Source organism: Shewanella glacialimarina, assembly GCF_020511155.1.
GTDB classification, from domain to species: Bacteria; Pseudomonadota; Gammaproteobacteria; order Enterobacterales; family Shewanellaceae; genus Shewanella; species Shewanella glacialimarina.
Map to the genome: position 1 here is coordinate 1,105,433 of NZ_CP041216.1, position 12,871 is coordinate 1,118,303.

The window sequence follows — 12,871 nt, forward strand, 5'->3', positions numbered from 1 at the left end:
GATCAAAACGACGCTTTTCCTCAATTGCTCGGTTATAATCTGCCTTGGAAATAAGGTGAGTTAACAACATTAATAAGAAGTGTTAACAATTAAAAAGGGTGATGTTTAATGGATATAGTTATGAGTTTAGTAGGGGTGGTCACCCTACTTGTGATAGGTTTTTTACTATCTACAAATAAAAAAGCTATTAACGTACGTACCGTGCTTGGCGCTTTAGCAATTCAAGCGTTTTTTGCAGGTTTCGTATTATATGTGCCAATTGGTCAACAAGTATTAGGTGGTGTTTCAACTGCCGTTGCTGATGTAATTGGTTATTCTCAAGCAGGTATCAACTTCCTATTTGGCGGTTTAGGTACTGACGCTATGTTTGGTAATGGCGTAGGCTTCGTATTCGCTGTTCGCGTATTACCCGTTATTATCTTTTTCTCTTCTTTAATCGCTGTTCTTTACTATCTAGGCATTATGCAGATAGTGATTAAGTTCATCGGTGGTGGATTACAAAAAGCACTTGGTACAAGCCGCACAGAGTCTATGTCTGCTACTGCAAACATCTTTGTTGGTCAAACTGAAGCGCCTTTAGTTGTACGTCCTTTCATTCCAACAATGACTAACTCTGAGTTATTCGCAATCATGGTAGGTGGCTTAGCTTCTATCGCTGGTGCGGTACTTGCTGGTTATGCTGGTATGGGCGTAAAAATTGAGTACTTAGTTGCAGCATCATTCATGGCGGCTCCTGGTGGCTTAATGATGGCTAAACTAATGCACCCAGAAACTGAAGCAACCAATAATGACATGACAGACTTACCAGAAGATACTGATAAGCCTGCAAACGTTATTGATGCAGCAGCATCTGGTGCAGCTTCAGGTATGCACTTAGCACTTAACGTTGGCGCAATGCTTTTAGCCTTCGTTGGTTTAATTGCAATGGTTAACGGTATGCTTGGTGGTATCGGTGGCTGGTTCGGTTTTGAAGGTTTATCACTAGAACTGATCCTTGGTTACATCTTTATGCCTTTAGCATTCCTTATCGGTGTGCCTTGGTCCGAGGCTATGGTTGCTGGTTCGTTCATTGGTCAAAAAATCGTTGTTAACGAATTTGTGGCTTACTTGAACTTTGCTCCTTACCTTAAAGATATTGCTGATGGTGGCATCTTGGTTGAAGCTACGGGTCAAGCAATGACAGACCGTACTAAAGCGATTATTTCTTTCGCACTGTGTGGTTTTGCTAACTTATCGTCAATTGCGATTCTGCTTGGTGGTTTAGGTGCTATGGCTCCTACCCGTCGCCACGACTTAGCTAAGTTAGGTGTACGTGCGGTTATCGCTGCGTCATTGGCTAACTTAATGAGTGCGACACTTGCTGGTTTATTCCTAGCACTGTAGTAAAAGATATTCTTTTACTCAAAGGGCTTTACCTACACTAGTGAGTAAAGCCCTGTATTTTAAGATTACGTAATCATAATGATTGGCGTTAATCCACCGGTTTCCAGATAGCGAAGTGGTAATGAGTGGCAGGTGCATATTTTAATATTAGCACCACAAAATCATTCATTTTCGAATGCGATACAAAAGTAACTGTTATTGAGGTGTTGTGAGTAAGTCGCGACATTGTTCACAAAAAAGAATTTAGTATTCGTTTTTATACCGGTTAAATATTGTGATTTACAACAATAGCGGTAAAATACGAAAGCTTAAAACAAAAGCTGTCCTAGAAGGCAGCAAATTATGATAAATGGGGTTGATGATGAAAAACTTTAAAACTTTAGCTTTAGCAGCTACAACTATCGCAGCAATGGCTACTCCTGCGCTAGCTGCTGACCGTGGTGAAGATATTCGTTCTGGCGATTACAGCTGGATGCAGTTCAATGCTATGTACTCTTTTGATGAGTTACCAAGTGCTGGTGAAAGCGGACATGACTATCTAGAAATGGAATTCGGCGGCCGTGCTGGCGTTGTTGACCTATACGGTTATGTTGATGTTTTCAATTTAGCGACTGGTGATTCTGGTGACAAAGCGACTGGCTCAGGCGCTAGCAAAATGTTCATGAAGTTCAATCCACGTTTCTCGCTAGATGCTATCACTGGTAAAGACCTTTCTTTTGGTCCAGTTCAAGAGATTTACTTCTCTACTCTATTTAATTGGGGTGGTGGAGTTGTCGGTGAAGATGTAAACGCAACTTTCTGGGGTGTTGGTGCAGATGTTATGGTTCCATGGTTAGGTAAAACTGGCATGAACTTATTCGCACACTACGACATGAACGGCAAAGATTGGAATGGTTATCAGTTCTCTGCTAACTGGTTCAAGCCTTTCAAATTCTTTGACAACAAAAGCTTCATAGCTTTCCAAGGTTATGTTGATTATCAATTCGGTGCAGACGACCAGTATGGTAATGAGTTTGTTCCTATGAGCTCTAGCGGTGGTGCAGCATATTTCGGTATTCACTGGCATTCAGACAACTATGCTTTAGGCTATGGTCTTAAAGGTTACAAAGATGTATACCTTCTTGAAGATGGCGCAGGTATTGTTGGCTTAGATACAACGGGTTGGGGTCACTACCTAACAGCTACTTACAAGTTCTAATACTTTGTAAGTCAATGGAGCCACAAAATTTGTGGCTCCTCTATAGTTTTTAAAAGTTAAAAGTTAAAAGTTAAAAGTTAATATTTAATTAAATGCATTATTATTAATAATGCCGTTAATTAAGCATTATGCACAACGCGCTAAAATGGATTTTTCGCGGAAAATGATAAAATAAGTCATTAATTTATTTTGCCTTTTCCGGTCTTCAAGGATTCAAGTCGTGGTACTCGTTATCAGATTGAATACTTAGGTTAGTAAATCATATTAGTTTACTGGCAACTCGTGAAGACTCGGCCATAGCTGTAATAATACAAGCTGTAATCTTTTTAGCTATATCCTAGTTAGCTATGATCATATGCCACTTTACTTTGTTGCCCTGACAAAAATTATCTACTGATTTTTCTTTATGGAGAACAAACATGACTGATTTAAAAAAAGCTGCGCAACTTGGTATCTCGTTAATGGATTTAACTACCTTAAATGATGATGATACTGATCAAAAAGTTATCGACTTATGTCATAAAGCCAAAACTGCTGCAGGTAACACCGCTGCAATTTGTATTTATCCTCGTTTTATTCCCATTGCACGCAAAACCTTAAATGAGCTTGATTGTGAAGACATCAAAATAGCGACAGTGACTAATTTCCCGCATGGTAATGATGATATTGCCATTGCAGTATTAGAAACTCGGGCAGCAGTGGCTTATGGCGCTGATGAAGTTGATGTGGTATTTCCTTATCGTGCATTAATGGAAGGTAATGAAACTATTGGCTTTGAACTCGTCAAGGCATGTAAAGAAGAGTGTGGTGAAGATACGCTTCTCAAAGTGATTATCGAATCAGGTGAACTTAAAGACCCAGCTTTAATTCGTAAAGCGTCCGAAATTGCGATTGATGCCGGTGCTGACTTTATTAAAACATCGACGGGTAAAGTACCTGTTAATGCCACGTTAGAAGCGGCTGAAATTATGCTAACTGTGATCAGTGAAAAGAACCGCAAAATTGGGTTTAAACCTGCCGGTGGCGTGAAAGATGCAGCTAAAACAGCAGAGTTTTTAGCGGTTGCTGCACGTATTTTAGGTGAAGATTGGATCAGCCCAAGTACTTTCCGTTTTGGTGCATCTAGCCTGTTAACTAGCTTATTACATACTTTAGAGCTTGCTGACGAGCCAGCACCAACTCAAGGTTACTAATTAAAATCAATGTTGTAGCTAAGGTTTATTACCTTTAGTGTTAATAAGCCTATAGCTATAGATATTTTTGGCGATCCAAATCTAGCAGCCTGTGGATTGCCTAGATGGAGGCTATATTATGTTCCTCGCACAAGAAATTATCCGCAAAAAACGTAATGGTGAAGCTCTTTCCACCGCAGAAATTCAATTCTTTGTTAACGGTATAACAACTAATACGGTATCAGAAGGCCAGATTGCCGCCTTTGGCATGGCGGTTTACTTCAAAGATATGAATATGGACGAGCGTATTGCATTAACGATTGCAATGCGTGATTCAGGCACAGTGTTGAATTGGGATTCATTAAAATTAAATGGTCCTATTATTGACAAGCACAGCACTGGCGGCGTTGGTGATGTTATTAGTTTAATGCTTGGTCCTATGGCGGCAGCTTGTGGCGGTTATGTACCCATGATTTCCGGGCGTGGTTTAGGCCATACCGGGGGGACATTAGACAAGTTTGATGCGATTCCTGGTTACCAAACTGAGCCTTCTAGCGAATTGTTCCGCAAAGTCGTTAAAGATGCTGGCGTAGCGATTATTGGCCAGACGGGCGATTTAGTGCCCGCCGATAAACGCTTTTATTCCATCCGAGATAACACGGCTACCGTTGAGTCTATTTCACTCATCACTGCATCAATTTTATCTAAAAAGTTAGCCGCAGGACTTGATGCACTGGCTATGGATGTCAAAGTAGGCAGTGGCGCATTTATGCCAACTTATGAAGCATCTGAAGAGCTAGCTCGCAGTATTACTGCCGTTGCAAATGGTGCTGGTACTAAAACCACTGCATTACTAACTGATATGAATCAAGTATTAGCGTCCTGTGCAGGTAATGCTGTTGAAGTACGTGAAGCGATACAGTTCTTGACAGGTCAATACCGCAACCCACGTTTGTATGCGGTGACTATGGGCTTATGTGCTGAAATGCTGATTTTGGGCGGTATTGCACAAAATGAAGTTGAAGCGCGTATTAAGCTAAATGCTGTATTAGATAATGGTAAAGCAGCTGAAGCCTTTGCTAAAATGATTGCTGGTTTAGGTGGGCCAACTGACTTTGTTGAGGCGTATGATAAGTATTTGCCCCATGCCAAAATTATTCGTCCTGTGTATGCCAATACTAGTGGTTTTGCTTACAAAATGGATACTAGAGAGCTTGGCTTAGCGGTTGTTACTTTAGGAGGCGGTCGTCGTAAACCTGGCGATGCGCTTAATTATAGTGTCGGATTAACTCAAGTTTGTGCATTAGGTCAAGCCGTTAACAAAGATGTTCCGTTAGCGATGATCCATGCGCAATCTGAAGATGCATTTACAGAAGCTGCGACAGCGATTCAACAGGCAATTATGATTGGCGATACTGCGCCAGAAAAGACGCCTGATATTTATCGTTATATTCGCGCTTCAGATTTATAAAGGAAAACACAATGAAACGTACTTTTATCTTAATGTTAGATTCATTTGGTCTTGGTGCTGCAACCGATGCTGACAAGTTTGGTGATGTTGGTTCTGATACTTTTGGTCACATTGCTCAAGCTTGTGCAGAAGGTAAAGCTGATATAGGCCGCAAAGGGCCGCTACTTTTACCTAACTTAGCTAAATTAGGCCTAGGCCATGCTGGCTTTGAAAGCACGGGCAAGTTTGCTGATGGCTTTAACGGTGATGTTGAAGTGATTGGGGCTTATGGGCATGCTGATGAGTTAAGTTCTGGTAAGGACACACCTAGTGGCCACTGGGAAATGGCTGGCGTGCCTGTATTATATGAGTGGGGTTACTTTAGCGATTTAACTAATTCATTCCCAAAAGAGTTAACTGACAAAATTCTAAAACGTGCTGGTTTAGAAGGGTTTTTAGGTAATTGCCATGCTTCGGGAACCACAATTCTTGAAGAGCTAGGCGAAGAGCACATGAAAACGGGTATGCCTATTTTTTACACTTCAGCTGATTCCGTTTTTCAAATAGCGTGTCATGAAGAAAGCTTTGGTTTAGAAAACCTCTATAAGCTGTGTAAAATTACCCGTGAAGAGTTAGAGCCGTATAATATTGGCCGTGTTATTGCCCGCCCATTTGTTGGGACTGGTGCGGCTGATTTTGCTCGTACCGGCAACCGCCATGATTATGCCGTACTACCACCAGCGCCAACCGTATTAGATAAGCTTAAAGACGCCGGTGGTGAAGTGGTCAGTATTGGTAAAATTGCTGATATTTATGCCCATAGTGGTATTACTCAGCAGTTTAAAGCGACAGGTCTTGAAGAGTTATTTGATGAAACGCTAACGCAAATTAAACGTGCTGGCGATAACACCATAGTGTTTACCAACTTTGTCGATTTTGACTCTCATTATGGCCACCGTCGTGATACAGCAGGTTATGCTAAAGCATTAGAATATTTCGATACCCGTTTACCTGAATTATTTGCGATTTTACAGCCAGATGATTTAGTGGTATTTACCGCAGATCATGGTTGCGATCCTACTTGGGTTGGTACTGAGCATACTCGTGAACGTGTACCTGTATTAGCTTATGGTGCAGGTTTAGCCGCTGGTTCATTAGGTCGTCGTCAGTCTTTTGCTGATATTGGTCAGTCGATCGCAAGCTATTTTAAGCTAGAACCTATGGATTATGGCCAATCTTTTATAGATTAGTCACATTTTCGAACGACGGTTCTATATAAAACTTAATAGCTTTGCTAAACTATCAACAAGATTAAGCAATACAAAATAAAATAGAAACATAGGGGTTATAACATGGCTACACCACATATTAATGCTGTTGAAGGTGCATTTGCTGAGACAGTGCTTTTCCCAGGCGATCCATTACGTGCAAAATACATTGCAGAGACATTCTTAGAAAATGTTGAGCAAGTAACCGATGTACGTAACATGCTTGGTTTTACGGGTACTTATAAAGGTAAGCGTATTTCTGTAATGGGTTCAGGAATGGGTATTCCATCTTGTTCTATCTATGCACATGAGCTGATTAAAGAATACGGTGTTAAAAACTTAATCCGTGTTGGGACATGTGGTGCTATTAGCACGGATGTAAAAGTACGTGATGTGATTATTGGTATGGGTGCATGTACTGATTCACAAGCTAACCGTTTACGTTTCAAAAACCAAGATTTTGCAGCAATTGCGGACTACAGCTTACTAAGCGCTGTAGTTGATTCTGCCAAAGCACACGGCACTAAAATTCAAGTGGGCAACATTTTCTCTGCTGACTTATTCTATACACCCGATCCTGAAATGTTTGATGTTATGGAAAGAATGGGTGTATTAGGTGTCGAAATGGAAGCCGCTGGTTTATATGGTGTTGCCCATGAATTAGGTGCTAAGGCACTATGTGTTGTCACTGTATCAGACCACATCCGTACTGGTGAGAAAACCACTTCTGATGAACGTCAAACGACTTTCAATGACATGATAGTGATGACTTTGGATGCAGCATTAACACTTTAGTTTTAATAGCAAACCAATAAAAATGGGCGCACTAAGCGCCCATTTTTTATTTTATATTTACATCATTTTATTAACTTTTATCTTCCGGCTCATCTTTAGAGGCGAGATGTTTTTTAAATTGTTTAATACGTGTTTTTCGACGATCAAAGTCAGCGCGCTTAAACGATAATGCGCGTGATAACAAGAAACCAATAAAACTGGCCACAAGTAGCATCCACTTCAATAGTTCCATATTCTCTTGATGCAAATATTTAATTTCATCAAAAAATTTGCTCAGGTCTAATCTTACTTCCACATAGCCAAGGTTATTGTCTTGTTGCATCACATTTTCAATTAATGGTGGATAATTGGCTAATAGTTGACGTAATGCTTCTGAATCAGGTGCTAAATCATCGGTAGTCACTGATTGGGCAAAAGCGAGTCTGACTCCTTGAGAGTTATAAATATTAACCGACATTACTTTAGGGTCTGACGCTAAAGTCGATGTCAGCCATCGGAGTTGTTCATCATTTTGTAAAAACATAGCCGGAGCAGCACCGTTTGCCGCCTGTTGCGCAAGGGTTCTCGCCATAAGTTGAGTCTGTGAACTCAACAGTTTTTGACCGTTTTTCAAGCTGCTTTGCCAAAGATTGATTAGGCCTAATACTAAGCCTATGGCAACAATAACCTGAATGATCCTGCTAATTTTTTGTCTTTTCTTGAGACCGTTAACAAAAATCACTTTAATCCTCAGTCATTTTTCTATTTAATGAAACGCTTAGTAGGCGCCTGATTGCCATATTTTTGATGGCTTGCTGGTGTGGAAATTATATTAATCTAAAAACTCATCAGTAGATAGTTGTAATCAAAGAGGTCTGATCCATGCACCGTAGTAGTCTAGCATCCGCCAATGCCCTTAATAAGAGTACCCCAAGTAATACAGGTGTCAGTATTCTATCTTGGTTATTAGCATCATCTACCACTGAGTATTGGCACAATGATCTATTATGCCAACGCTATGAAGAGGCGCAGTATCATAGTGATATCGCTTCTTTAAGTCATGAACGTGTTCGAGTGGTATTTGAATCATCGGCTCAATCACACATTGATGCATGGCTAGCTGAACTGCTATTTCCTGCGTATTTTACCGTACTTGAACGGGAAAATGATCTCATCGGTATAGAAATTTCAGCCAGTAAGTCTTTTGCTGAAATGAAGTCAGCTTTTGATATTAGTGTGACTAAGCATAATTTAGCGGCTGAATTACTATTGATAACTGCGCCATTACCCTTGCTGAAGCATAGAGGATTGCTAGTGATGGATATGGATTCAACGGCGATTCAGATAGAGTGTATTGATGAGTTGGCTGTGTTAGCTGGAGTGGGTGAAGAAGTCGCTGAAGTCACTGCAAGTGCGATGCGAGGCGAATTAGATTTTGAGCAAAGCTTACGGTTACGAGTAAGCAAACTCGCTAATGCAGATGCAGCTATCATTGATACACTATGCAAGAATTTACCATTGATGCCTGGTTTAACCGCCTCTTTAGCAGAGTTACAAGCTAATCAATGGAAAGTGGTTGTCGCCTCAGGTGGATTTATGCCATTCGTGAACCACCTAATGCATTTGTTAAAGTTAGATGCAGCCTTTGCTAATGAACTGGTTATTGAGGATGGCAAACTGACAGGCCATGTCTCAGGCGATGTAGTCGATGCTCAATATAAGGCGACCGTTATTAATAAGTGTGCACAAAAATGGCAAATCGACGCAGGACAGATAGTGGCCATAGGCGACGGTGCTAATGATATCCCTATGATCCAAGCGGCAGATTTAGGGGTTGCTTTTCATGCTAAGCCCAAGTTAATCAATGCGGCCAATTTAGCGGTAAATAAATTAGATTTACGCGCCTTGGTATTTTGCTTACAAGCCTAGTAAGCATTTTGCCACTGGTGACACTCAAAACAGCACAGTCGTATTATTTAGGATGTTTGCTCTATTTTAGTTGATATTGATGGCAGTTATGGTTGAGTATGGGATTATTCTCTAAATACCAATAGCTGCCATTGTGATATCACCTACTCAACAGTCTTTGTTTATTCCCTATCGACAGGGGCAATTACATCTGCGTTATATTCCAGCTCAAACTTCGCATAAGCGTCTTACACCTATTTTAATGCTGCATGGAGCTATGTCTAACGGCCGAGTCTTTTACAGTGACTCAGGGCGTGGATTAGGCTGTTTTATGGCGAAGCAAGGGTTTGATGTTTATGTGTTAGATACAGCAGGAAGGGGTAAAAGTACTCCCTTGATTGATAAACAATATGAATTAGGCCAAGGGGAGGTTATTAGAGAGCAGTTACCTTTGGTGCAATCATTTATTTTAAAACGTCATCCTATGACATCAAAAGTACATTGGAGTGCACATTCCTGGGGGGGAGTGTTAATGGCGAGTAGTTTGGCTCGGTTTGCGGATTTACAGTCGAGTGTCGCCTCACTGTTAACCTTTGGTAGTAAACGTACCATCAAAATTAAGTCATTACGAAAATGGCTTATGGTAGATCTTTTCTGGAACCGGTTCGCCCCTTTTTGTGTATCTAAGCAAGGCTTTTTCGATGCTAACCGTTATCGATTTGGTATGGATAATGAAAGCCATCAATCACTACTCCAGAGTATTGATTGGGTAAGGGGGGAGTGGATAGATCATGATGACCAGTTTAATTACGCACTTGCTGCAAAAAGTGCAAACTGGCCTAGTGCGTGGTTTATTGCCGGAGAAAATGACACTGTATTAGGTAACCCGTCGGATGTGCAAGATATGATGGCAGAGTGCGGTTTTCAGCAAGCAAAATATACCTTGCTTGCTAAAAAAAATGGTTATCTAAATGATTATGGCCATGCGGATATGTTGACTCACAAAGAAGCCAACGATGACCACTTTATGCAGATTAAAAAGTGGTATCTTGAGCTGAGTGACTGAGTGACTGAGTGACTGAGTGACTGAGTGACTGAGTGATTGAGTGATTGAGTGACTGAGTGACGATGCTAAAGCTTATTTTATTATGATCCATTAGGATGCTGCTAAGTCCTTGTTGTTTTGCACTGTACTCAGTTTAGGGAAACGTAATTTTACTTCTGTAGTGATGTCTAAAAATTCGCCAATGCCTGTGACTTTCCAAAGCTGTTCTTCAAGCTGCTTGGCTTTATGATTTGCATGGATAGTAATATATTCTAATTCACGACGGATATAGGTCATATCTGGTTTATCTGCTGCCCCCAAATATACCCTTAACGCCATAAATCTACCCAAACGTTGGCTTTGTTCTATAAAAGATTGTTGCTCTATGACACTGATTTCTGTCGCAACTTTGCAATTTAGATTGATTGTGCCCCGAGCGTGTCTAGTTATTTGAATGAATACTTCAAAAAAGCGCATATCATCAGCGGATTTCATTATTTTAATTGGATCTATAATTTGACTTTTTAGTACCCCATCTGCCATGAGTGGTGTCAGGTTGTATTGCATTATTTGATCTGTATCTTGAGAGAATAAATGGCTGATCTCATCTACTTTGGTGCCAATGCCGATAGCTGAAAGGGAGAATGATTTACTCTGTTTTTCAATAAAATATGGCACGCTAACTAGCTCACGCATCATCAAATTTTTCATACCATCAGCAAGCTCTTTTTGTTCACCATCGTTATCAGACAGTTGAGTTAACTTTGCTTTGTTGTGATTGATCAGTTTATTTAAAAATTCAACGCCGATATGTGGTGAGTGACCAATTAATGCACTTAAATGAAGTATGCTGCCTTTTGAGCGCGTTCTAATAAGTTGGTATGGTAATGCGCTCAAGTCAATCTGAATAGCTTTGGCCTGTAGGCTAGGCAAGCTAAGACTAACAGATGCCGGTGAGTTAAAATCGAATTTTTCCGCTAAGGTTACTTGTAAGCCTCGGCTAGAAATATCGTGGGTTATTCCAGAAGCGATCTTATTACCTTGTTTGATGTTAACTAATGTTTTAAAAGCGAATCTTGATTCATGGCGCCGCTCTGTAAATGGCATTGATATTCTTTTAATGCTATTCACATTTATTTTACGTTGCGCAAAGGTTTTTAGTTGGTTTACATCTTGGTTATTAAACCAAGCTTGATATTGGGCATTTACGTTCGAATTAGTGATATCACAAACTTGAATAATATGACTAAAACTGGCCAACTGTTGTTCTGTTAATGCTGAATATTGTGCATCATCGCCCGGAAGTGTAGAGGTTTTATAATTCAGTTTATGATCCACTTTTTGGCTAACTAATTTATAGACCCGCCAACTTGACTTTTTTGAACCAAAACCTAAGAATAATCCCAAGTGTTCACTTTGTTGCAGTTCAAATAATGTCGCTGAATAAAAATGCACTTTTTCGTTGGCTATATGTGTAAAACAAAACATCAGTTGATGTTCAGTAATATCCGGTGACTTTAATAAATGCACTATGCGGTTATTAGTTAACATCCCTGGTAGCTGGTTAATATCATCCTCATTTTGAAAAAAGTGCAGTAATGGCTGATTACCGCGTCCAAGCAGGGCATGGGTGATATGAGGCTTACCTTCTTTAATCGAAATGTAGACAGGTAAATGAGGTTGCAAGGGTAAGTAATGACGCTCGAACCCTAAACCTGTAGCATTAACAATGACATCGTTGACATCGACTTTGTAGCGAAATTTATAACTATTAATTAATTGAGTAATAACCTTATCTAGTTCTTCACTGCTACCAATTCGTTTTAGGCGAAATATGGCGCTGTCGTCTTTATTTTGGATATCAACAATAGCGTAATCAACACCTTGCTGTAAGTCTTCAAAGTAAAACTCTTCATTAAGTTCAAGCAACTTTACCCTAAGTGGTCTCTCAGGTTGAAAGTTATGTTTTAATGGGAGTTTTATTCTGGCGCCGCCAACTGATAAGTCTAGGGTGAGCCCTAATATTTCAGCCAATCCAGATTGTGAAACTGAAATTTTAATACTGTAGTTCATTCGCTCTTCACTACGATTAAAATAACTGCCTAAAACAACACCAGGTACCATAAAAGGTGATGCATTTAAATTTGGTTCATTAGGGCTGCTTTCTTGTTTAAGAAGTTTGCGTTTCTTGTGAGCTTGAATGACTTTTTCGTATACACCCAAGGTGTATTTGTTTCGATAAATGGGTAATGCTTCTTCAAGGGCTTCTTTTGAGGGCGCGTCTAGAAAATGTCTTTGGCTACCTATGACCACTTCTTCACATGCCAGTTCGGTTTTATCACGTAAATCTATTACGCGAGTACACAAGGCTGATATGCGGTTTAGCTCCATTTTAAGTAAAAAACGGGTAGAGTTTGATTCATCAGCCGTTAGGCTTTCAAACAGTTCCTGAAAATCAGGTTCCATTAATAAGGGCTTTAATTGTTCTATTAGTGCGCTATGGTCGTCTAGGCTCATCTTCTATTATCGTTTTTAATGCTTATTGTGAGTCTGGCTGTTAATCTTATCGGCATGAAAAGACATTGCTTTATCAATAGTGTGGTCTGAAGTTAATCTTAACCCTATTTGAGATAAATGATAAAGTTTACAGAACAATTAGTGTCTATGATTTGA

At 40.1% G+C, this 12,871-nt stretch carries 10 protein-coding genes; 8 read left to right on the plus strand and 2 right to left on the minus strand.

The genetic code is table 11. The annotated features are described in order from the left end of the window. The first annotated feature begins 108 nt into the window (after positions 1 to 108). The 6 genes from FJ709_RS04790 to deoD all read left to right on the plus strand — a co-directional run bounded on the left by FJ709_RS04790 (position 109) and on the right by deoD (position 7,266). A complete protein-coding gene (locus FJ709_RS04790; RefSeq protein WP_226413934.1) occupies positions 109 to 1,383 on the plus strand; it encodes a NupC/NupG family nucleoside CNT transporter in 1,275 nt (424 codons plus the stop codon). A gap of 361 nt (positions 1,384 to 1,744) precedes the next feature. Beyond that, positions 1,745 to 2,581 carry a nucleoside-specific channel-forming Tsx family protein gene (locus tag FJ709_RS04795; protein ID WP_226413936.1) on the plus strand — a complete coding sequence of 279 codons (837 nt, stop codon included), beginning with the start codon at positions 1,745 to 1,747 and terminating at the stop codon, positions 2,579 to 2,581. 419 nt (positions 2,582 to 3,000) lie between these two features. After that, positions 3,001 to 3,774: a deoxyribose-phosphate aldolase gene (gene deoC, locus FJ709_RS04800; RefSeq protein ID WP_226413938.1), complete on the plus strand. Its 774-nt coding sequence runs from the start codon at positions 3,001 to 3,003 to the stop codon at positions 3,772 to 3,774. Between the two features lie 118 nt (positions 3,775 to 3,892). Continuing rightward, positions 3,893 to 5,224, plus strand: a complete 1,332-nt coding sequence (gene deoA / locus FJ709_RS04805; RefSeq protein ID WP_226413940.1) for a thymidine phosphorylase — start codon at positions 3,893 to 3,895, stop codon at positions 5,222 to 5,224. An 11-nt stretch (positions 5,225 to 5,235) separates the two neighbouring features. Further along, entirely contained in the window at positions 5,236 to 6,453 is a 1,218-nt protein-coding gene (locus FJ709_RS04810; protein ID WP_226413942.1) for a phosphopentomutase, read from the plus strand. Positions 6,454 to 6,555: 102 nt separating this feature from the next. Next, the gene (deoD, locus tag FJ709_RS04815; RefSeq protein ID WP_226413944.1) at positions 6,556 to 7,266 is read left to right on the plus strand and encodes a purine-nucleoside phosphorylase; all 711 of its coding nucleotides are present in this window, start codon (positions 6,556 to 6,558) and stop codon (positions 7,264 to 7,266) included. A 70-nt stretch (positions 7,267 to 7,336) separates the two neighbouring features. Here deoD and FJ709_RS04820 read toward each other — a convergent pair whose 3' ends face one another. After that, entirely contained in the window at positions 7,337 to 7,987 is a 651-nt protein-coding gene (locus tag FJ709_RS04820; RefSeq protein ID WP_226413946.1) for a YtjB family periplasmic protein, read from the minus strand. A 140-nt stretch (positions 7,988 to 8,127) separates the two neighbouring features. On the opposite strand from FJ709_RS04820, the gene serB reads away from it, so the two are divergent. Both serB and FJ709_RS04830 read left to right on the plus strand, forming a co-directional pair. After that, positions 8,128 to 9,174: a phosphoserine phosphatase SerB gene (serB, locus tag FJ709_RS04825; protein ID WP_226413948.1), complete on the plus strand. Its 1,047-nt coding sequence runs from the start codon at positions 8,128 to 8,130 to the stop codon at positions 9,172 to 9,174. A gap of 136 nt (positions 9,175 to 9,310) precedes the next feature. After that, positions 9,311 to 10,219, plus strand: a complete 909-nt coding sequence (locus FJ709_RS04830) for an alpha/beta fold hydrolase (RefSeq protein ID WP_226415856.1) — start codon at positions 9,311 to 9,313, stop codon at positions 10,217 to 10,219. A gap of 90 nt (positions 10,220 to 10,309) precedes the next feature. Here FJ709_RS04830 and FJ709_RS04835 read toward each other — a convergent pair whose 3' ends face one another. Next, positions 10,310 to 12,715 (minus strand): PilZ domain-containing protein, encoded by a 2,406-nt coding sequence (locus FJ709_RS04835; protein WP_226413950.1) that lies wholly within the window; start codon positions 12,713 to 12,715, stop codon positions 10,310 to 10,312. Positions 12,716 to 12,871 lie beyond the last annotated feature (156 nt).

What these genes read in the sequence shown, in the direction of transcription:
- FJ709_RS04810 (WP_226413942.1), top strand. Translation starts at nt 5,236, where the DNA reads ATGAAACGTACTTTTATCTTAATGTTAGATTCATTTGGTCTTGGTGCT.
- serB (WP_226413948.1), top strand. Translation starts at nt 8,128, where the DNA reads ATGCACCGTAGTAGTCTAGCATCCGCCAATGCCCTTAATAAGAGTACC.
- FJ709_RS04835 (WP_226413950.1), bottom strand. Translation starts at nt 12,715, where the DNA reads ATGAGCCTAGACGACCATAGCGCACTAATAGAACAATTAAAGCCCTTA.
- deoC (WP_226413938.1), top strand. Translation starts at nt 3,001, where the DNA reads ATGACTGATTTAAAAAAAGCTGCGCAACTTGGTATCTCGTTAATGGAT.
- FJ709_RS04795 (WP_226413936.1), top strand. Translation starts at nt 1,745, where the DNA reads ATGAAAAACTTTAAAACTTTAGCTTTAGCAGCTACAACTATCGCAGCA.
- deoD (WP_226413944.1), top strand. Translation starts at nt 6,556, where the DNA reads ATGGCTACACCACATATTAATGCTGTTGAAGGTGCATTTGCTGAGACA.
- FJ709_RS04790 (WP_226413934.1), top strand. Translation starts at nt 109, where the DNA reads ATGGATATAGTTATGAGTTTAGTAGGGGTGGTCACCCTACTTGTGATA.
- deoA (WP_226413940.1), top strand. Translation starts at nt 3,893, where the DNA reads ATGTTCCTCGCACAAGAAATTATCCGCAAAAAACGTAATGGTGAAGCT.